Source organism: Pseudomonas retamae (assembly GCF_043496865.1).
GTDB classification, from domain to species: domain Bacteria; phylum Pseudomonadota; class Gammaproteobacteria; order Pseudomonadales; family Pseudomonadaceae; genus Aquipseudomonas; species Aquipseudomonas retamae.
Map to the genome: position 1 here is coordinate 105,359 of NZ_JBIEIL010000012.1, position 19,081 is coordinate 124,439.

Annotated in this window: 19 protein-coding genes; 11 read left to right on the top strand and 8 right to left on the bottom strand. The window is 61.5% G+C overall.

Going from position 1 to position 19,081, the window contains the following annotated elements:
• Together ACGSLL_RS22100 and ACGSLL_RS22105 are read left to right on the top strand one after the other, a co-directional pair.
• Positions 1-804, top strand: a complete 804-nt coding sequence (locus ACGSLL_RS22100; protein ID WP_208939660.1) for an ABC transporter permease — start codon at positions 1-3, stop codon at positions 802-804.
• Entirely contained in the window at positions 792-1,625 is an 834-nt protein-coding gene (locus ACGSLL_RS22105) for an ABC transporter ATP-binding protein (RefSeq protein ID WP_394507927.1), read from the top strand. The genes ACGSLL_RS22100 and ACGSLL_RS22105 overlap by 13 nt, the downstream gene beginning before the upstream one ends.
• A 127-nt stretch (positions 1,626-1,752) precedes the next feature.
• Here ACGSLL_RS22105 and ACGSLL_RS22110 read toward each other — a convergent pair whose 3' ends face one another.
• The 3 genes from ACGSLL_RS22110 to ACGSLL_RS22120 all read right to left on the bottom strand — a co-directional run bounded on the left by ACGSLL_RS22110 (position 1,753) and on the right by ACGSLL_RS22120 (position 4,558).
• Positions 1,753-2,673 carry a hypothetical protein gene (locus ACGSLL_RS22110; protein WP_394507928.1) on the bottom strand — a complete coding sequence of 307 codons (921 nt, stop codon included), beginning with the start codon at positions 2,671-2,673 and terminating at the stop codon, positions 1,753-1,755.
• Positions 2,674-2,728: 55 nt separating this feature from the next.
• On the bottom strand, positions 2,729-3,808 hold the full coding sequence (locus ACGSLL_RS22115; protein ID WP_394507929.1) for an endonuclease/exonuclease/phosphatase family protein: 1,080 nt from the start codon (positions 3,806-3,808) through the stop codon (positions 2,729-2,731).
• A gap of 75 nt (positions 3,809-3,883) precedes the next feature.
• Positions 3,884-4,558, bottom strand: a complete 675-nt coding sequence (locus ACGSLL_RS22120; RefSeq protein ID WP_208939664.1) for a YciC family protein — start codon at positions 4,556-4,558, stop codon at positions 3,884-3,886.
• A 177-nt stretch (positions 4,559-4,735) separates the two neighbouring features.
• Between ACGSLL_RS22120 and ACGSLL_RS22125 the strand changes: the two genes are divergently transcribed.
• From ACGSLL_RS22125 to ACGSLL_RS22145, 5 genes are all read left to right on the top strand, one after another.
• Entirely contained in the window at positions 4,736-5,494 is a 759-nt protein-coding gene (locus tag ACGSLL_RS22125) for a DUF2076 domain-containing protein (RefSeq protein WP_394507930.1), read from the top strand.
• Positions 5,495-5,633: 139 nt separating this feature from the next.
• Positions 5,634-6,113, top strand: a complete 480-nt coding sequence (locus tag ACGSLL_RS22130; RefSeq protein ID WP_007949802.1) for a LabA-like NYN domain-containing protein — start codon at positions 5,634-5,636, stop codon at positions 6,111-6,113.
• Positions 6,114-6,147: 34 nt separating this feature from the next.
• Entirely contained in the window at positions 6,148-6,753 is a 606-nt protein-coding gene (locus ACGSLL_RS22135; protein ID WP_394507931.1) for a 3'-5' exonuclease, read from the top strand.
• Positions 6,754-6,995: 242 nt separating this feature from the next.
• Positions 6,996-7,931, top strand: coding sequence for a drug/metabolite exporter YedA (yedA, locus tag ACGSLL_RS22140; RefSeq protein WP_394507932.1), 936 nt, complete (start codon positions 6,996-6,998; stop codon positions 7,929-7,931).
• 52 nt (positions 7,932-7,983) lie between these two features.
• On the top strand, positions 7,984-9,324 hold the full coding sequence (locus ACGSLL_RS22145; RefSeq protein WP_394507933.1) for a DEAD/DEAH box helicase: 1,341 nt from the start codon (positions 7,984-7,986) through the stop codon (positions 9,322-9,324).
• A 235-nt stretch (positions 9,325-9,559) separates the two neighbouring features.
• Here the strand turns inward: ACGSLL_RS22145 and ACGSLL_RS22150 are convergent, their stop codons facing one another.
• On the bottom strand, positions 9,560-10,795 hold the full coding sequence (locus tag ACGSLL_RS22150; protein ID WP_394507934.1) for a TIGR03862 family flavoprotein: 1,236 nt from the start codon (positions 10,793-10,795) through the stop codon (positions 9,560-9,562).
• A gap of 293 nt (positions 10,796-11,088) precedes the next feature.
• Positions 11,089-12,009 carry a histone deacetylase family protein gene (locus tag ACGSLL_RS22155; protein ID WP_394507935.1) on the bottom strand — a complete coding sequence of 307 codons (921 nt, stop codon included), beginning with the start codon at positions 12,007-12,009 and terminating at the stop codon, positions 11,089-11,091.
• Positions 12,010-12,105: 96 nt separating this feature from the next.
• On the opposite strand from ACGSLL_RS22155, the gene ACGSLL_RS22160 reads away from it, so the two are divergent.
• The 3 genes from ACGSLL_RS22160 (at position 12,106) to ACGSLL_RS22170 (ending at position 14,244) form a co-directional block, all read left to right on the top strand.
• Positions 12,106-12,675: a GNAT family N-acetyltransferase gene (locus ACGSLL_RS22160; protein WP_394507936.1), complete on the top strand. Its 570-nt coding sequence runs from the start codon at positions 12,106-12,108 to the stop codon at positions 12,673-12,675.
• Positions 12,676-12,784: 109 nt separating this feature from the next.
• Positions 12,785-13,654: an acyl-CoA thioesterase II gene (tesB, locus tag ACGSLL_RS22165; protein WP_090286532.1), complete on the top strand. Its 870-nt coding sequence runs from the start codon at positions 12,785-12,787 to the stop codon at positions 13,652-13,654.
• Positions 13,651-14,244 (top strand): HAD family hydrolase, encoded by a 594-nt coding sequence (locus ACGSLL_RS22170; protein ID WP_394507937.1) that lies wholly within the window; start codon positions 13,651-13,653, stop codon positions 14,242-14,244. Before tesB ends, ACGSLL_RS22170 begins: the two co-directional genes overlap by 4 nt.
• A 114-nt stretch (positions 14,245-14,358) precedes the next feature.
• Here ACGSLL_RS22170 and ACGSLL_RS22175 read toward each other — a convergent pair whose 3' ends face one another.
• Positions 14,359-15,312, bottom strand: a complete 954-nt coding sequence (locus ACGSLL_RS22175; protein ID WP_394507938.1) for an alpha/beta fold hydrolase — start codon at positions 15,310-15,312, stop codon at positions 14,359-14,361.
• Positions 15,313-16,197 carry a KPN_02809 family neutral zinc metallopeptidase gene (gene ypfJ, locus ACGSLL_RS22180; RefSeq protein ID WP_258447935.1) on the bottom strand — a complete coding sequence of 295 codons (885 nt, stop codon included), beginning with the start codon at positions 16,195-16,197 and terminating at the stop codon, positions 15,313-15,315.
• Between the two features lie 372 nt (positions 16,198-16,569).
• Between ypfJ and ACGSLL_RS22185 the strand changes: the two genes are divergently transcribed.
• Positions 16,570-17,448 carry a DMT family transporter gene (locus ACGSLL_RS22185; protein WP_208939675.1) on the top strand — a complete coding sequence of 293 codons (879 nt, stop codon included), beginning with the start codon at positions 16,570-16,572 and terminating at the stop codon, positions 17,446-17,448.
• A 143-nt stretch (positions 17,449-17,591) separates the two neighbouring features.
• Here ACGSLL_RS22185 and ACGSLL_RS22190 read toward each other — a convergent pair whose 3' ends face one another.
• Positions 17,592-18,929 (bottom strand): MFS transporter, encoded by a 1,338-nt coding sequence (locus tag ACGSLL_RS22190; protein WP_394507939.1) that lies wholly within the window; start codon positions 18,927-18,929, stop codon positions 17,592-17,594.
• Between the last annotated feature and the right edge of the window lie 152 nt (positions 18,930-19,081).

Below are 19,081 nucleotides of genomic sequence, written 5' to 3' on the forward strand. Positions count from 1 at the left end.
ATGTTCAAGCGCAAATCATGGCTGAGCCGCTGCCTGACGCCGAAAACCGCCTTGCCGGTGCAACTGGTGTGGAGCGCCAGCGGCCTGGCCTGGGTCTTGTTGGTCGGCCTGTGGGCCGGGTTGTCCTACGGCGGCATCGTGCCGGGCATGTTTCTGCCGACACCCGGGGCGGTAGTCGAAGCCGCCGTACGCCTGAGCCGCGACGGCACCCTGGGCCAGCATGTCTGGGCCAGCGTCGAAGTGGTGATGGTCGGTTTCATTCTGTCGTCGCTGGTGGCAGTGCCGCTGGGCTTGCTGATGGGCAGCTTTCGCATCGTTCAGGCGTTTCTCGAACCGCTGGTGAACTTCATTCGCTACCTGCCGGTGACTTCGTTCGTGCCGCTGTTCATTTTGTGGATCGGCATCGGTCTGGAGCAGCGCGTGTCGGTGATCATTTTCGGCGTGTTCTTTCAGCAACTGGTGATGATCGCTGACGTCTCGAAAGGCATTTCCAAAGACCTGATCAACGCCTCGTACACCTTGGGCTCGAGTCGCCGCGATGCGGTGTTGCATGTGATCGCGCCGGCCTCGGTGCCGGGCGTGCTCGACACCTTGCGCGTCACCATGGGCTGGGCCTGGACCTATCTGGTCGTGGCTGAGCTGGTCGCCGCGTCCAGCGGTCTGGGTTACCTGAGCCTGAAAGCCATGCGCGGTTTTCAGGTCGATGTGATTTTCCTCGCCATCGCGATCATCGGCCTGCTCGGGCTGGTTACCGATCAACTGTTTCGCTTTCTCCGTTTGAGGGTTGCCGCATGGGCTCAGTGACTGCTGCCAATCGTTTCATCGAACCCGTTGCGGCCACTGCGCAAGCAGCTCCGCGACTGCAGGTCGACAAGGTCAGCCTGCGCTATGAAAAGCCTGACGGCGGCACCTTCACCGCGCTGGAAGCAGTCTCCTTCGAAGTGCCGGACCAGCAATTCGCCGTGCTGGTCGGGCCGTCGGGTTGCGGCAAGTCCAGCCTGTTGTACCTGACCGCCGGCCTTGCCGAGCCGACCTCTGGCGAGATCTACGTTGGCGGCCAGCACGTGCAGGGGCCGGGGGCGGATCGCGGCATGGTCTTCCAGAGTTACACGCTGTTTCCGTGGCTGACCGTGCGCCAGAACGTCGAGTTCGGCCTCAAGCGTCGCGGCATGCCGGCGGCGCGGCGCAAGGAAATCGTCGATTACTACGTCCATGAAGTGGGGCTGAGCGGGTTCGCCGACAACTACGCCAAACAGCTGTCGGGCGGGATGATGCAGCGGGTGGCGATCGCCCGGGCGCTGGCCAACGATCCGCAGATTCTGCTGATGGACGAACCCTTCGGCGCGCTCGACAGCCAGACGCGTTTGCAGATGCAGCAGCTGTTGCTGCGCGTTTGGGGCCACAGCAAGAAAACCGTGCTGTTCGTCACCCACGATATCGACGAAGCGATCCTGCTCGGCGACCGCGTCTATGTCATGGGCGCGAAACCGGGGCGGATCAAGCAGATTCTCGACGTGCCGATCGACCGCCCGCGCTCGCTGGACATGGTCATGGAGCGCTCGTTCATCGACATGAAGCGGCAGATCTTCGGACTGCTGCATGATGATCTGGAAGAAGTGCATTGATTTGAACTTCAAACCGTACCCCTGTGGGAGCGGGCCTGCTCGCGAATGCGTCCTGTCAGTCAATACATCCACCAACTGATGCAACGCTTTCGCGAGCAGGCTCGCTCCCACCCAGGGCAAAAAACTTTCAGTCCGAAGCAAAAACCTTCTCGACCCAGCCCTGCAACGTGTACTTGCGGTAAACGTGCTCGGGCACATCGACATACGGCTCGCTGATGAAGCTTTGCGGAATCTGTGGATCGGCCTCGTCGATCACCAGAATGTTCGCCGGGTTGTAGAAGTCATAGTCGACCACGCCGGGGTTGGTGGTGATGACCTTCTTGCGCGCGGCCATGGCTTCGAAAAAACGGAAGCTCAACCCGGCCTGACCCGGTTTGGCGATGTCGAGAATGATCCGCGAGCGCTTGACCAGCGCGCCGACCGTATCCAGTGGCAGGCGCTGCTCGAAAAACGTGATCCCCGGATGCGCGTCCGGGATCGGTTTGCACTGCACCAGAAATTTGTAGTCGCTGACGCCGAGCTGGTCGAATGCTCGCGCCAGACCTTCGAGCGCCGGGACCCGATCCTTGCCGGCCATGACCACGAAGGCGCTGTAGTCGCCGTCGTCAGCGTCTGCGTCGTAATCGTCGTAAATGAAGTTGTGCAGTTTTTTCAGGCCGTAGCTGGCGGCGTTCTGCGGATCGAACGAGAACACCTCATCGTAGACGGCCAGCGCTTCGCGGCTCATTGGCCAGCGACTGAAACTGTCGTAAAGGTAGGCGATCTTGCGCGTGCAGACCTCGAAGGCGGCGGCCAATTGCTTCGCCTCGATCTGCGCCGGATTGATCACCAGCAGTACATCGAATTGCCCGTGCGTGCGCAGCGCTTTGTTGAACTGGTGCAGTTGCGCCCAGCGTTTCAGCGGCCGACGAATGATCTTCGGCGCTCGGGCAAAGCGCTCGGACAGCGAAGAGGTGTCGATGAAACAGACCTGATTGTCGCGCGCCAGAAAATCCGCCAGCTTGCGCGCATAACCGCCAATGTCCTTGCATACCAATAAGATTTTCATGGCTTTCCATGTCGTGAATTCGGGGCCTTCGACTACAGCGGTCGCGCGGTGGCGGCTAAGGCGCGGCGGGTAACAGGAAGCGCGCGATCACCGGCAAATGATCGGAAATGCGCAACGTATCGTCCTGGCGCACCCGCGCTTCGAGCCGTTTGATCTTCGGGCTGTAGAACAGGTAGTCGACGGTACGGTCCGGGCCATTCAGGCCGGGATCGTTGGGATAATGGGTCAGCCACTTGGCGCGGTCGATGCCGCCAGCTTCATTGTTGGTGGGAATCATCGGGTACTTGTCCCAGAGCAGATGCAGCTCGCTGTCGGCCGAGTAGGGCGTGCGCTGCTCGGTCGGGAGGCGCCGGTACTGGCCCAGCGGCAGCAGATTGAAGTCGCCGCCGATCAGCCACGGCAGACCCTGGCTTTCATACTTGTCGAGCACCTTGGCCACCGCGCTCACTTGCGCCTGCAAGGTCGCGTCCGGTTGGCTGGCGTGTTCCAGATGCGTATTGAAGACGGTCAATTGCCCGCCATCGCTCAGCGGCAGTTTGCTGGCCAGCAAGGCATCCTTGGGCTGGAACTGGCGGCTGATGAGATTGGCGTCGGCTACCGGCAACTGCAGGCGTTCGGCGTGTTCGATGCGATAGCGGCTGAGGGTCGCCAGTTGCCGGCCAACGCTGCCGAAAATCTGCGGCTCGGGGACGAAGTCGGCTTTCCAGTCGAACGCGCTGACGCTGCACGGATACAGATCGGCGACCCGTTCCTGCAACAGCTTGAGCTGGTTCTGGTAGTCGCTGGCCTTGGCGCCGTCGTCGAGTTCCTGGAGCAATACCACGTCGGGCTGCTCATCGCGGATCACCCGCGCCACTTCATCGAGGCTGAACGCCATGTCTTCGGCAGTCGGTGCTTCGTCGTTGCCTTGGGCCAGGTCGTTCCAGAACACATAACGTTTGCCGGCCAGGTATTGCACGTTCCAGGTCATGACCTTCAGCGCCTGGCCCGGCACCAGTGTCGGGGCCGTTGCGGTGCAACTGACCGGCAGGGTTTCGCGGGCGTCGGGGCGCCAGGTCAGGCTGAAGATCAGCGCGCCGATCACCACGATGGCCAGTACAACGAACAACAACGAGTAGCGCAGTAGACGGGTCATGGCTCGGCTTATAGCGTTACAGAAAGTGGCCCCGAGCATACCTGACGGGCGGCGCGAAGCCCAAGCGCTGCGCGGTCAGATCGTTCCGTCACGCTTGTCAGGCAATTCGCTGATCAGCATGAACAGGCGGAACAGGACGACACTGGTGAACAGTTGCAGGAAGCTGTGAGCGCTGTCGATCAGCACCGCGATCAGCGGGTTCTGCGGCTCGGGATAGACCGCCAGCGTTGCGCCTTTGAGCAGCCACAGCGGCGTCATCACGCAGAGAATGCACAGCAGGATCCGCCAGAAATGCCCACGCGTCAGGCGCAGGCTTTCCTTCATCGCCTGCAACGGGCCCAGGCCGCGCAGCACCAGCAGATACTCGCCGAACGCGAGCATGACCATCAGCATCAGGCCCGGCAGGAAGTACAACGACAGGCCAAGCAGAATCAGCAAGGTATTGAGTGCGGTAAGCAGGGCGAAGCGCGGCCACAGGGTCGCGGCCATTGCCAGCAAGTCGCGGTTGCGCGGCGACTCGCCACGGCTGCGGGCATCAAGAAACAGGATCAGTGCCGCGGTGTACAACGGGTAAACCAGCAGACCGACGATGATGCTGACCCCGGCGAAGGTGTCCGGCCCGCTGGCGTGATCGACCGCCTGCTGCAGGAAAGCTTCGACGATCACCAGCGGCAGGCACAACTGCACGATGCTGCCCAGATGGCGTTTGAAAAAATACAAAGAGTCGCGCAGTACTTCGAGGGCATTCATCAGTCGGTATCGCAGGTCGAAAACAGTGGCTCACTTTAACCGATGCAACGCGGGGCGACACAAACGTAAACATTCGGTAAAGGTCATTGAAACGTTTTGTCACTGTCTCCATTACAGGAGAGCACCACGCCCAGAGTGGGCGAGGGCATGTTATTACCGGCAATCTACGAGGTCGCCATGAACAGCGAAGAGCAAACCCTGATCGATGGACTGTTTTCCCGGCTGCAACAGGCCGAAACGGAGGCAGCCCCGCGTGACGCCCAGGCCGAGGCGCGGATCAAGGAACACCTGACGCGCCAGCCGGCGGCAGGCTATTTCATGACCCAGGCGATTCTGGTGCAAGAGGCGGCGCTCAAGAGCCTCAATGAACAGAACCAGCAACTGACTCAGCAGGTACAGCGGTTGCAGGCCGAGTTGCAGTCGGCCAAGGCGCAGAGCGGCGCACCGGCAGCGAGCGCTGGCGGTGGCTTCCTGTCGAGTATTTTTGGCGGCGGCAATTCCCGCCCGGCGCCTACGCAAACTGCCGCCCCGGCATCCACGGGCGGCTGGCGCGAACCGGCGCCGCAGCAGAGCTATCAGGCTGCGGCACCACAGCAGAACTTCGGCGCCGCGCCGCCCAACGTTGCGCAGCAGGCAGCCCCGGCGGGCAACAGCTTCCTCGGTGGCGCGCTGAAAACCGCTGCAGGCGTGGCCGGTGGTGTGATGTTGGCGCAGGGCATCAGCAGCCTGTTCCACCACAATCAGCAACCGGAAGAAATCGTTGAGGTGATCAAGGAAGAACCGGCGCAGGTCGCCGACCAGAGCAATGACGGCTGGGGCGATGACCAGCGCGTGGCGGACAACGGTTACTCGGGCAATGACCAGGGCGGTTTAAGCGACACCGATTACGGCAACGACAATTCGTCGTTCTTCGATGACGACGATTCCTTCGTCTGACTCCACCATTCGTCCGGAGCCCTGCGGGGCTTCGGGCCGATTATTCGCGGAACCCTCCTTCGGGCTGGCATACTGAGCGCCTTTTCGGGCCCTGGCGCCTGATCCCGCTTCGTGCGCGTGCGCACCCACAGGAACTCCGGTGAAAAAAATCGCAGTGTTCGCCGACGTGCAGAACCTCTACTACACCGTGCGTCAGGCCTATGGTTGCCATTTCAACTACGCCGCATTGTGGGCCGACATCAGCAAGGACGGACAGATCGTCGAGGCCTACGCCTACGCGATCGATCGCGGCGACAGCAAGCAGCAGCAGTTTCAGCAGATCCTGCGCAACCTCGGCTTCACCGTGAAACTCAAGCCCTACATCCAGCGCAGCGACGGCTCGGCCAAGGGCGACTGGGACGTGGGCATCACCCTCGACATCATGGACGCCGCCGACCACGTCGACGAAATCGTCCTGGCGTCCGGTGACGGCGATTTCGACATGCTGCTCGAACGCATCATCAGCAAACACGGGGTGCAGGCGGTGGCTTATGGTGTACCCGGCCTGACCGCCAACTCGCTGATCCGCGCCGCCAGCCGCTACGTGCCGATCGAAGGCGCGTTGCTGCTGAAGAATTAAGCTCAAGCATTGATTGAACGGAGTTGAACCCGGTTTGGAACGCATTGCAGTCATCGACTTTGAAACCACGGGCCTGGCGCCGAACAGCAACTGCCGCGCCACCGAAATCGCTGTGGTCATGCTGGAAAACGGCCGCATCGTCGAGCGTTATCAAAGCCTGATGAACGCCGGTGTGCGCGTCCCGGCGTTCATCGAACAACTGACCGGCATCAGCAACGCCATGCTGCGCAGCGCGCCGCCGGCCGATCGGGTGATGGAAGAGGTCAACGAATTTGTCGGCTGCACGCCATTGCTGGCGCACAACGCCTCGTTCGACCAGAAGTTCTGGGACTTTGAACTGGGACGGATCAAACGCACACGGTTGCAGAATTTCGCCTGTTCCTTGTTGCTGGCGCGGCGCCTGATGCCGGCGGCACCCAATCACAAACTCGGCACCCTCACCACCTTCGCCAGCCTGCCACACACCGGCCAGGCTCACCGGGCCATGGCCGACGCCGAAATGGCGGCCAACCTGATGGCGCATTTGGCCGACGAGTTGCGGCACAAACATGGCGTGCGCGAGCTGAACCATGACCTGTTGTGCAAATTGCAGAAAGTCCCGGCTGCCAAAGTGGGCGAGCATTTGCAGCGTTATCGCTGATCCCAGGCACGACACAGAACCCCTGTGGGAGCGAGCCTGCTCGCGAATACGGTTTTTCATTCAATATTGATGTTGTCTGATACACCGCCTTCGCGAGCAGGCTCGCTCCCACAAGGACCTTATTGGTCTCAGTTGCTTTCCTTCAAAAGTGTACCGGCGCGATAAACAGGTTTTGTAACTTATGTTTGCTGGCGCGCCTTTCTAGAATACGCAATTTCCTGACACTGACTGTCGAGCTGCCCATGCCTGCCCTGCGCCGTTTTTCCTTGCCGTTGATCGCCGCATTTTTTGCGTTGTACGTGATCTGGGGATCGACTTATCTGGTGATCCGCATCGGCGTTGAGTACTGGCCGCCGCTGATGCTGGGCGGGGTGCGCTTTGTGATTGCCGGCACGTTGATGTACGCCTTCCTGCGCTGGCGCGGGGCGCCGGCGCCGACCTGGGCGCAATGGAAGGCCGCGGGGCTGATCGGGATTTTGCTGCTCAGTTTCGGTAACGGCGCGGTGAGCGTGGCCGAACACACCGGTGTGGCTTCCGGCGTAGCGGCGCTGGCGGTGGCAACGGTGCCGCTGTTCACCTTGTTGTTTGGTTATTTCTGGGGCGCGCGCAATACGCGTCTGGAATGGGCCGGGGTGGCATTGGGGATTATCGGCATCGCCATGCTCAACATGGGCTCCAACCTGCAATCGAGTCCGCTGGGCGCCGCATTGTTGATTTTCGCCGCGGCGACCTGGGCGTTCGGTTCGGTGTGGAGTAAATATCTGCCGTTGCCGCAGGGGGCCATGGCCAGCGCGGTGGAGATGCTGGTCGGCGGTGCCGTGCTGCTGGTCGGCAGCGCGGTGAGCGGTGAACACCTGCAAGCGCTGCCACCGGTCGAAGGCTGGCTGGCGCTGGCCTATCTGATCTTCTTCGGCTCGATCATCGCCTTCAATTCGTACATGTACCTGCTCAAGCATGTGCGCCCGGCGGCGGCAACCAGTTATGCCTACGTCAACCCGGCCGTTGCAGTGTTGCTGGGGATCGTGTTTGTCGGCGAGACCATTGGTATCGAAGAAGCGCTGGCGATGCTGGTGATCATCAGCGCCGTATTGCTGATCAGCCTGCCGCAGTGGCGTCGACCGAAACAAGTGCCGGTCGAGGAGGCGCAAGCCGATCCGACGGAAGCGCGGACGAATTAGGGTAAACTGCGCGGCATTGCATCCCCGCGTCATTTTTTCCTACGGTACTCCCATGACTTTCGCCTCCCTTGGCCTGATCGAACCCTTGCTGCGCTCCCTCGAGACGCTCGGCTACCAGACCCCGACGCCGGTGCAGGCGCAAGCCATTCCGGCCGTGCTGGCCGGTCGCGACCTGATGGCGGCGGCCCAGACCGGCACCGGCAAGACCGCTGGTTTCGCCTTGCCGCTGTTGCAGTTGCTGGCCATGGAAGGGCCGAAAGTCACCGCCAACTCGGCGCGTGCGCTGATTCTGGTGCCGACCCGCGAGCTGGCCGAGCAGGTCCACGAAGCCGTACGCCAATACGCGGAAAATCTGCCGCTGCGCACTTATGCGGTGTACGGCGGTGTCAGCATCAACCCGCAGATGATGAAACTGCGCGGCGGCGTCGATGTGCTGGTCGCCACGCCCGGTCGCTTGATCGACCTGTTCCGCCAGAACGCGCTGAAGCTCAATCAGCTGCAAACGCTGGTGCTGGATGAAGCCGATCGTATGCTCGACCTGGGCTTCTCTGAAGAACTGGCGAACATCTATCGCATGCTGCCGAAAAAGCGCCAGACCCTGCTGTTCTCCGCAACCTTCTCCGATGACATCCGCGTGCTGGCCGGGCAGATGCTCAACGATCCGCTAACCGTCGAAGTCAGCCCGCGCAACGTGGCGGCCAACACGGTCAAGCAATGGATCGTCACGGTGGACAAGAAGCGCAAGGCCGAACTGTTCGTGCACCTGATGCGCAAGAACAAGTGGAAGCAGGTGCTGGTATTCGCCAAAACCCGCAACGGTGTCGATGCGCTGGTGGAAAAACTCCAGGGCCTGGGCGTCAACGCCGACGGTATCCACGGCGACAAACCACAGGCGACCCGCCAGCGTGCGCTGGACCGGTTCAAGCTTAGCGAAGTGCAGATTCTGGTGGCGACCGATGTGGCCGCTCGTGGTCTGGACATTGAGGATTTGCCGCTGGTGGTGAACTTCGATCTGCCGATCGTCGCCGAGGATTACATTCACCGTATCGGTCGTACCGGGCGTGCGGGCGCGACCGGTGAGGCGATCTCGCTGGTGTGTGCCGATGAAGTGAACATGTTGTCGGCGATTGAAATGCTCACGCGCCAGACCTTGAAGCGCCAGAACGAGCCGGATTTTGAACCTGAGCACCGCGTGCCGGATACCGATGCCAGCGGTCAGGTGATCAAGAAGCCGAAGAAACCGAAAAAGCCGAAAGCGTCCGGCGGTGGCGGTGGAAAACGTAATCTGGGCAAGTGGGTCGACAGCGGTGATACGCAAGCGCCGGAGCCGTCGATCAAGCCAGTGCGTAAAGTGCCGGTGTTCAATACCGGGCCGCGTAAGCGTAAGCCTTAAAGTCAAAAGCCCCTCACCCTAACCCTCTCCCAGGGGGAGAGGGGACTGATTGGGGGATATTCGGGAACTACGCCGACCTGATCCGACTGTTGTGAATCCACAATCGACAGAGCTTTCGCCAGACACTTCGGTCGGCTGACCTGATCCATAATCGACTCGGTGTTTCAGGTCGATGTGGGACGCCAGACACCGCGGTCGGCTCCCTCTCCCTCTGGGAGAGGGCTGGGGTGAGGGTTTAGCTTTCGAGCCACTGCACAATACCCAACCCCGCCGCCCGCCCGCTGGCAAAACACCCCGTCAGCAAATACCCGCCCGTTGGCGCTTCCCAATCAAGCATCTCCCCCGCACAGAACACCCCCGGCAGCGCCTTGAGCATCAAGCGCTCATCCATCGCCTCGAAGGTCACGCCGCCGGCGCTGCTGATCGCTTCGTCCAGCGGCCGGGTTTTTACCAGGGTCAGCGGCAACGCTTTGATCGCCCGTGCCAATAGCGCCGGGTCGGCGAACGTCTCGGCATCGGTCAACTCACGCAACAACGCCGCTTTCACCCCATCAATCCCGACCTGACTGTGCAGATGCTTGGCCATCGAGCGCGAGCCGCGTGGTTTGCTCAGCGCCATCTCTAATTTATCCACAGGGCGACCGGGCAGCAGATCGATGTGGATAACCGCCGCGCCATAGCGATTGATTGCCTCACGGATCGGCGCCGACAGGGCATAGATCAGGCTGCCTTCGATGCCGGTTGCGGTAATCACGCATTCGCCCAAGCGCGGAACGTCGTCGTCCAGGCCGATGGCGATGTTTTTCAGCGGTGCACCGGCGAATTTGTTCACCATCAATTCGCTCCAGGCCTGAACCTCGAAGCCGCAGTTACTCGGCTGCAACGGCGCCAGATCCACGCCGCGCTGCTCCAGCGGCAACATCCACGCGCCATCCGAACCAAGACGCGACCAACTGCCGCCGCCGAGGGCCAGCAGGGTCGCGTCCGGTGTTACACGGATCTCTCCGTCCGGGCTGTCGATGCGCAAGGCGCCGTGTTCATCCCAGCCGAGCCAGCGGTGCCGGGTGTGGATAACCACGCCGCTGTCGCGCAAGCGCTTGAGCCAGGCGCGTAGCAGCGGGGCGGCTTTCATGTCGGTGGGGAATACGCGGCCGGAGCTGCCGACAAAGGTTTCGATGCCCAGCGCATGAATCCACTGACACAACGCATCGGCGCCGAAACCGCGTAGCAGCGGGGCGATGTGCGGTGCGCGTTCGGCGTAGCGCGAGAGGAAGGCTGGGTAAGGTTCGGAGTGGGTGATGTTCATGCCGCCGACCCCGGCCAGCAGGAATTTGCGCCCCACCGAGGGCATGCCGTCGTACAGATCCACGCGGACTCCGGCCTGGCTCAGCACTTCGGCGGCCATCAGGCCGGCGGGGCCACCGCCGATGATGGCGACGTGTGTGTTGGCGGGGGCGGAGTTCTGGGTCATGGGCGGTGCGCTGCGGTATGGCGGGATAAGGCGCGCATTCTAACAGCGCCGCTCCTTGTGGTAGAGCCCATGTGGTAGCGAGCCTGCTCGCGAAGGCGGTGGGTCAGTCAATTTGATGTTGAATGTGCGGACGCTTTCGCGAGCAGGCTCGCTCCCACAGGTTCAGTGGTGAATTTCAGGCTGATCAAAAAACAAACAGTGCGCTGTACGCCACGGTCCATATGGCCTGCAACCCCTTTCACTCAGGTTATCCACAGGCAGTTCCACAGCGATTGTGGGTAACGCAGCACACCTCAGTGACAACCATGTGAATCCCACACCCTTTGCGCGCTGTGATGGAGGATGCCGTGGCGGCGGGCGAGGGCGTGGCGGTCCTTGCTGTAGCCGCCGCCGATCACGCCGACTACAGGGATGTCGCGGCCCAGACAATGGCGCATCACCTTTTCATCGCGGGCGGCCACGCCTTCGTCGGTCAGTTGCAGATAGCCGAGGGCGTCGTCCTTGTGCACATCGACACCGGCGTCGTACAGCACCAGATCCGGTTGATACAACGGCAACAGGTAATTGAGCGTGTCATCGACCACCTGCAGATAGTCGGCGTCGCCCATGCCCTTGGGCAGCGGAATGTCCCAGTCGCTGTCGGCCTTGCGTGCAGGAAAATTTTTCTCGCAGTGCAGGGAAACGGTAATCGCCTCCGGTGTGTCATGAAGAATCCGCGCCGTGCCGTCGCCCTGATGCACGTCGCAATCGAAGATCAGCACCCGATTGACCCGGCCGCTTTGCAGCAGGTACTGGCTGATGATCGCCAGGTCATTGAAGATGCAGAAACCCGCCGGATAATCGTAATGCGCGTGATGGGTGCCGCCCGCCAGGTGGCAGGCCAGGCCATGCTCCAAAGCTTTTTCCGCCGCGAGGATCGAACCACCGACCGCGCGCACCGTGCGCCGCGCCAGGGCTTCGTTCCACGGCAGGCCGAGACGCCGTTGGTCTTCGCGGGACAACTCGCCGCTCATGTAGCGTTCGATATAGCTGCGGTCATGGGCGAGGGCGAGGATGTCGTTAGGGCAGATCTGCGGCCGCAGCAGATCGGCATCGCGGGTCAGCCCCGTGTCGACCAGGTGATCGCGCAGCAGGCGGAACTTGTCCATCGGGAAGCGGTGATCCGCCGGGAACTCGGGGCTGTAGTCTTCGTGGTAGATCAGCGGCAAAGGCATGGTGATATCTGATATTGGCGGGTCATTCGGGAATTCGGCGCAGCGCTGACGATCCTACCAGCGATGTAGACTGGCGGCATGGAAATGGAGAAGACGATGGAGCCAATACTGGAACTGCAAAGCGCACGCTTGCTGATGCGACAGTGGCAGGACGAGGATTTGCCGGCCTTCGCGGCGATGTGTGCAGATCCGCAGGTGATGCGCTACTTTCCGGCACCCTTGACCCGGCTGGAAAGCGCGGCGGTGATCGGGCGCATACGCGGGCATTTTTCCGAGCATGGCTTTGGCCTGTGGGCGCTGGAGCGCAAGGACACCGGCGAATTCATTGGTTTCACCGGGCTTGGCGTGGTCGGCTTTGACGCGCCGTTCACCCCGGCGGTGGAAATCGGCTGGCGCCTGGCCAAGGAACATTGGGGGCTGGGTTATGCCAGTGAAGCGGCGTGGACCGCGTTGCGCGCCGGTTTCGACCAACTGAAGCTGGAAGAAATCGTCTCGTTCACCGCGCAAAGCAACCTGCCCTCGGAAAAGGTCATGCAGGCGATCGGCATGCACCACGATCCGCAGGATGACTTCGACCACCCCAAGCTTGCCGTCGACCATCCGTTGCGTCGGCATGTGCTGTACCGCATCAGCCGCGAACAATGGTTGCAAACCTTGCATGAATAAGCCGACACGGACGTTTACAATGGCCGCCATATCATTGGCCCGCGCCAGAATCTGAATCGGCCGCCGCAGCCAAGACTGCGCGGCACTGCTTTGTGTGAGGAGAGTCTGAATGAGCCAAGTGTTGGAAGATCTGGTCGACTTGCTGACCCTGGAACCGATCGAAGAAAACCTTTTCCGTGGCCGCAGCCAGGATCTGGGTTTCCGTCAGTTGTTCGGTGGTCAGGTGCTCGGCCAGTCGCTGTCGGCGGCCAGTCAGACCGTTGAAGAAGCGCGGCATGTGCATTCGATGCACGGCTATTTCCTGCGCCCGGGCGACGCCAAGTTGCCGGTGGTGTACTCGGTGGATCGCGTGCGCGATGGCGGCAGCTTCAGCACCCGCCGCGTCACGGCGATCCAGAAGGGCCACCCGATCTTCACCTGCAGCGCTTCGTTCCAGTACGACGAAAAAGGTTTCGAACACCAGAGCCAGATGCCCGTGGTGGTCGGCCCGGAGAACCTGCCCTCGGAGCTGGAACTGACCCAGCAACGCGCGCACCTGATCCCCGAGCACATGCGCGAAAAGCTGCTCTGCCCGAAACCCATCGAAGTGCGCCCGGTCACCGAAAAAGACCCGTACAACCCGCAGCCGGCCGATCCGATTAAATATGTCTGGTTCCGTGCCGATGGCGCCCTGGCCGATATCCCCGCACTGCACAAATACCTGCTGGCCTACGCCTCGGACTTCGGCCTGCTGACCACCTCGATGCTGCCCCACGGCAAATCGGTGTGGCAGAAAGACATGCAGGTCGCCAGCCTCGATCACGCGCTGTGGTTCCACAACGATTTGCGCGCCGATGACTGGCTGCTTTACGCCATGGACAGTCCGTGGGCCGGCAATTCCCGTGGTTTCTCTCGCGGCAGCGTGTACAACCGCGCCGGGCAACTGGTTGCCTCGGTGACGCAGGAAGGCCTGATCCGCCATCGCCAGGATTGGGCATGAGCCTGGCCGAGGTGCGTCATTGGGTGTTCGACATGGACGGCACCCTGACAGTCGCCGTGCACGACTTCGCCGCGATTCGCGTAGCGCTGGCGATTCCGCCGGAGGACGACATCCTCACCCACCTCGCCGCGTTGCCGGCCGCTGAAGCAGCGGCGAAGCACGCGTGGCTGCTCGAGCATGAGCGCGATCTGGCGCTGGGTTCGACCCCGGCCACCGGCGCGGTGGAACTGGTGCGCGACCTGCACGCACGCGGCTATCGCCTCGGCATCCTCACCCGCAACGCGCGGGAGCTGGCGCATGTAACGCTGGAGGCGATCGGTCTGGCCGACTGCTTCAATGTCGAGGATGTATTGGGCCGCGATGAAGCACCGCCAAAACCGCACCCCGGTGGCTTGCTGAAACTGGCGCAGGCCTGGGATGTGCCGGCCAGTGAAATGGTCATGGTCGGCGATTACCGCTTCGATCTCGATTGCGGGCGAGCGGCGGGGGCGCGGACGGTGCTGGTGAATCTGCCGGATAACCCGTGGCCGGAATTGACCGATTGGCATGCGCGCGATTGTGTGGAGTTGCGGCGGATGCTTCAGGCCTGAGCCCTTCATTGCCTGACTGGGCGCTTTCGCGAGCAGGCTCGCTCCCACAGTTGAAATGCATGCCCCTGTGGGAGCGAGCCTGCTCGCGAAGGGGGCGGCCCTTTCAGCAAAAACCTACTGATCGAACAACGCCTTCTGCCCCTCCGCCGAGGTCAACATCTCATCGCCGTTATGCCCGACCCCAGGCACTTCAACCAGCCGCTGATTGACGCCTTCCGGGTGCCGACGCAGCAAATACCCAAAATACAATTTCCCACGCATCAACCGATAAGCGCCTTGCGCCTCGGCGGCGCAGCTCTTGTCCAGCGCCGGGTGCTCGGGGTCGGTGTCCTGCTGGCCGAGCAGATAAATCACTTCGCGTTTGACGTATCGGCTTTCCACCTGCAACGGCGTTTGCCCGCCGGCGTACACCGGCATGTCGGCCAGGCCGTATTTCCAGCGATTGAAGCCCGGACACGCAGCGTGATCGAACGCCACCGGCCGCTGCTCGTTGAAATAGGCGTAGGAGGACGGATTGGCGACGACGTAACGCAAGCGGATGCCGTTGGTTTTCAGCGCCGGCTGATCCTTGGCGAGCAGAGCATAACGCTGCACCACCTGAGCGCCGCCGGAGTGGCCGAAGATCACCACCTGCTTAACATCGGGAAACTGCTTGCGATCACTGACGCGCGCGACGATTTCATCGAGGGCCGCGTACGAACTCAACGGATTCGGCCCGATCGACAAGCCGCCGCCCATCCAGTCGTTGCCCTGCCAGCGCAGCAATGTATCGGGCAGCGAATACAAGGCGACGTCGCTTTCATTGAGAAACTGCGGCGCGATTACCAGCGTGTGGCTGCTTTGCCCGGCCAGTTCGGTGGCGCTTTCGGCGCTCTTGCGATAGGTCTCGGCGTTACGCAAACGGCCGTGGACAACGATCACCACGCGCTCGATTTTCTCAGGCGCCGGGCCGATGCCCACCGCCATTTCCCCGGCCTTGAGTTGCAAGCGACCGGGGCTGATCGCGTCGACACCCGCTGCTTGCGCAGTGCCAGCAACGATCAGTAACGCTAAAAGCCATTTATGCATTTACAGGTTTTTCGCCGCGAAGGTGTCGCACTGGCCGACCTGGCCCTGCGCGAATCCGGTTTTGAACCAGCGCACCCTTTGCGCCGACGTGCCGTGGGTAAACGAGTCTGGCACCACACGGCCCTGACCCTGTTGTTGCAGGCGATCATCACCGATCGCATTGGCCGCGTTCAAGGCCTCTTCAATGTCGCCGGGTTCCAGCCAGTTGAGGCGTTTCTGCGCGCTGTAGGCCCAGACACCGGCGAGGCAGTCGGCCTGCAGTTCCTGCCGCACCAACAGGCCGCCATCACCTTCCATTTGTCGACCTTGCTGGCGCGCGGTCTGCATTTTCGCCGAGACGCCGAGCAGCGTTTGCACATGATGGCCGACTTCGTGCGCGATCACGTAGGCCTGGGCGAAGTCGCCGGCAGCTTTGAAGCGTTGCGACATTTCCTGGAAGAACGCCATGTCCAGATAGACCTTCTGGTCGGCGGGGCAATAAAACGGGCCGCTGGCCGAAGTCGCCATGCCGCAGGCGGAGTTCACTCGATTGCTGAACAGCACCAGGGTCGGGTCTTTGTATTGTCGACCGGCCTGCTGGAAAATCGCGCCCCAGGTGTCTTCTGTGTCGCCAAGGATGGAACGGACGAATTCGGCTTGCTCATCGTTGGCCGGCGGTGCCTGACGGGTTTGCGAGGTGGGCGCCGACTGCTCCATTTGCCCGGTCAACTGGCCGAGAATCTGCAACGGGTCCTGGCCGGTGATCCAGCCGATGCCGACGATCAACAGGATCGCCCCCAGGCTCAGGCCTTTGCCGCCGCCAAAACGCATACCGCCGCCACCGCCTGAGTCATCACCCCGGGCATCGACGACGTTGTCACTGCGTCGGCCTTTTTTCCATAGCATGTGGGAATCCTCTTTTACGGGTGATGAATCAGATGGTGATGAGTGTTGCCGCTGTGTGAGTGTGGCGCCAGTCCGGTCGTCCGTCCATTCACAAGCGCCCGCGTCGGGCGGCTTGTTATTGACGGTCGGCAGGGCGGCAAATTCAATCCACTGCAGAATTTCTCCGGGCATTTTCCTGAACTGGCACTTTAGACAGCAGTCTGTGATGGGGCGGGCCCGCTGTACGCCGACATGGCCGGAATCTTGCCTCACACTTTTGCTCAACGGCGGATTCCCGGCGTGGATTTTTCTGGCTCGGTTCGGCTCGCTGAAAGCTCGGCCAGCTATGATTGCCGAAGCCGATCGCCACCGTATTGTTTTCAGAGATTGCCAATGACCGTCAGCACTCCGCTCTCCGGCGTCAACCAGCCCTTCAAGGGGATCCTGCTGATTGTCGTGGCGACGTTTCTGTTCTCCAGCCACGACGCGTTGTCGAAATATCTCTCCGGTTTCTATCCGATCGTGATGGTGGTGTGGGCGCGTTATGTCGTACACACCTTGTTGATGGCGGGGATTTTTCTGCCGCAATCCGGGTTGCGCGTGCTGCGCACCAAAAAGCCGCTATGGCAACTGGCCCGGGCGCTGTGCCTGCTTGGCACCAGTCTGTTTTTCACCACGGCGCTGCTTTACATCCCGTTGGCGGAAGCCACGGCAGTCAACTTTCTTGCACCGGTATTGGTCACGGCGTTGTCGGTGCCACTGCTCAAAGAACGGGTCACGCGCGGGCAGTGGATTGCGGTGATCTGCGGTTTTATCGGCGTGCTGATCATCGTCCATCCCGGCGGTGAATTGTTCACTCCGGCGATCTTGTTACCGTTCTGCTCGGCGCTGTTCTTCTGCTTCTATCAACTGCTGACGCGCAAGCTCGCCGAAGTCGACAGCCCGACCACCAGCAACTTTTTCGCCGGGTTGTGCAATACCTTGGTGATGAGTGCGCTGGTGCCGTTCTTCTGGCAGGTGCCGACGCTGACGCATGCCGCGCTGATGCTGGCGCTGGGCAGCTGCGGGATGACCGCGCACCTGTTTCTGACCCAGGCATTCCGGCATGCCGCACCGGCGCTGCTGGCGCCGTTCGGTTATTGCCAGATCGTGTTTGCCGGGTTGCTGGGCTGGTTGCTGTTCAGTCACACGCCGAGTTTGCTGACGATCGTTGGCATCGCGGTGATCTGTTGCAGCGGGCTGGCGGCTGCGTGGCAGCAGAGCCGTCGCTGAAGAAACCGACATACCTGTGTGGGAGCGAGCCTGCTCGCGAAGACGGTGAGTCAGTCAACATTGATGTTGAATGAAAGTCCGCATTCGCGAGCAGGCTCGCTCCCACAGGAGGGGTTTGCACAGTGGGATTTGTGCCGGCAGGGTTATTCGCTGACAGTCGGAATCTTGCGCGGCGCCATGAAGTACATCCACGTCAGCGCAAGGAAATACATCGCCGGAATCAGGGTGAACAACACGGTGTAGTTGTTGTTGGTGACGGTGAGGATGTGGCCGACGATCTGGGTCATGAACATGCCGCCGATGGCCGCGCACATGCCGCCGAAACCGAACACCGTGCTCATCATGTGCTTCGGTGTGTAGTCCATCACCAGGCTCCAGATGTTCGCGGTCCAGGCCTGGTGGGCACCGATCGCCAGCGAGATCGCCGCCACCGCTACCCAAAGATTAGCCGAACCGGCAGCCATGACCACGCCGATGATGCAGCAGGCAAACAGCAACATCGACAGCAGCCGCGCCTTGATCGAGTTCATCCCGCGACCGATCAGGAAAGACGAGAGGATGCCGCCGCCGACACTGCCGAAGTCGGCCGTGACGTAGATGATGATCAGCGGAATACCCATCTGTGTAACGTTGATGCCCAGGTTGTACTGCTGATTAAGGAACGGCGGCAGCCAGTACAGGTAGAACCAGAACACCGGTGCGGTCAGCGAGTAGGCGAGGGCGAAGGCCCAGGTGCCGCGCATCCGCAGGATTTTCGAGAACGGCACGCGCGCCTGTTCCGGTTCGACTTCCTGCTGGATGTAGTCCAGCTCCGACTGTTTGACGCTCGGGTGATCTTCCGGGTTGAAATACTTCAAACCCCAGAACAGCAGCCAGATCCCGCCCAGTGCCGCCATGCACAGGAACGCCGCCTGCCAGCCCCAGACGTGCAGCACCAGCGGCAGCAGCATCGGCGTGAACATCGCGCCGACGTTGGTACCGGCGTTGAAGATCCCGGTAGCGACCGCACGTTCGCCGGCCGGGAACCACAGGCGTGTGGTTTTCACGCAGGCCGGGTAGTTCGCCGCTTCGGTCAGGCCGAGGACGAACCGGCAGACCATGAAGCCGACCGCTGACGTGGCCAGGCCGTGAGCGCCGGTGGCCAGGCTCCACAGCAGCACTGCGCAGAAGAACACGCGCTTGACGCCAACGCGGTCGATCAAGCGCCCTTGCAGGACGAAACCGATCGCGTAGCCGACCTGGAACCAGAAGTTGATGTTGGCGTAATCCATCGCCGTCCAGCTCATTTCCTTGGCGAGGATCGGCTGCATGACGCCGAGGGCGGCGCGGTCGATGTAGTTCAGGGTGGTGGCGAAAAACACCAGCGCCAGCATGCCCCAACGGGTCTTGCCGACGGCCATGGCGCCGCGGATCTTGTCGCCGATGCCACCGGTGGCAGTGCTCATGGCCGGAGCCATGCGGGAAGTCTGTGAAGGAATCATGTGTTCCACCCGTTTTTGGATTTGTTATTTGGTGTGCTTTTGTTTGCACGCTGCGACCGGTGGTTCAGATCCGGACTCAATGTGCGGTCGATGTTGGGCAGTGGACAAAAAATCGTCAATTCGCCAAACCGCCATTGTGTTCGATAATCGCA